Origin of the sequence: Shigella sp. FC1967, from assembly GCF_001743005.1 — a bacterium.
Classification (GTDB): domain Bacteria; phylum Pseudomonadota; class Gammaproteobacteria; order Enterobacterales; family Enterobacteriaceae; genus Proteus.
In genome coordinates this window covers 1-394 of record NZ_MIIZ01001324.1, presented here as the reverse complement: position 1 = coordinate 394, position 394 = coordinate 1, and the positions used below count along the sequence as shown (strand labels likewise).

General features: G+C 47.0%; 1 pseudogene. It reads right to left on the bottom strand.

From position 1 onward, the window contains the following. Window positions 1-394, bottom strand: a pseudogene (pyrF, locus tag BHE89_RS24480) (orotidine-5'-phosphate decarboxylase); the annotation flags it as partial.

The window sequence follows — 394 nt, the reverse complement described above, 5'->3', positions numbered from 1 at the left end:
CGTCCAATCACCATATAATCAACACCGGCTGCAATAGCTTGCTCTGGTGTCATTACGCGACGCTGATCGCCAACATCACTTCCTGCTGGACGGATCCCCCGGCGTGACTAATAAGAAATCGTCACCACAAACCTGTTTAAAACGCGTTGCTTCATGTGCAGAGCAGACGACACCATCAAGACCACAAGATTTTGTCAGTAACGCTAAACGTTCTGCCTGTTCTGCAGGTGTCAATGTTATTCCCAATTCAATTAAATCAGATTGATCCATGCTGGTCAGTACCGTCACCGCCGTTAAAAGTGGTGCATCTTTACCAAATACAGCAAGACTCTCTTTAGCTGCTCGCATCATACGACTTCCACCACTCGCATGGACATTAACCATCCATACACCT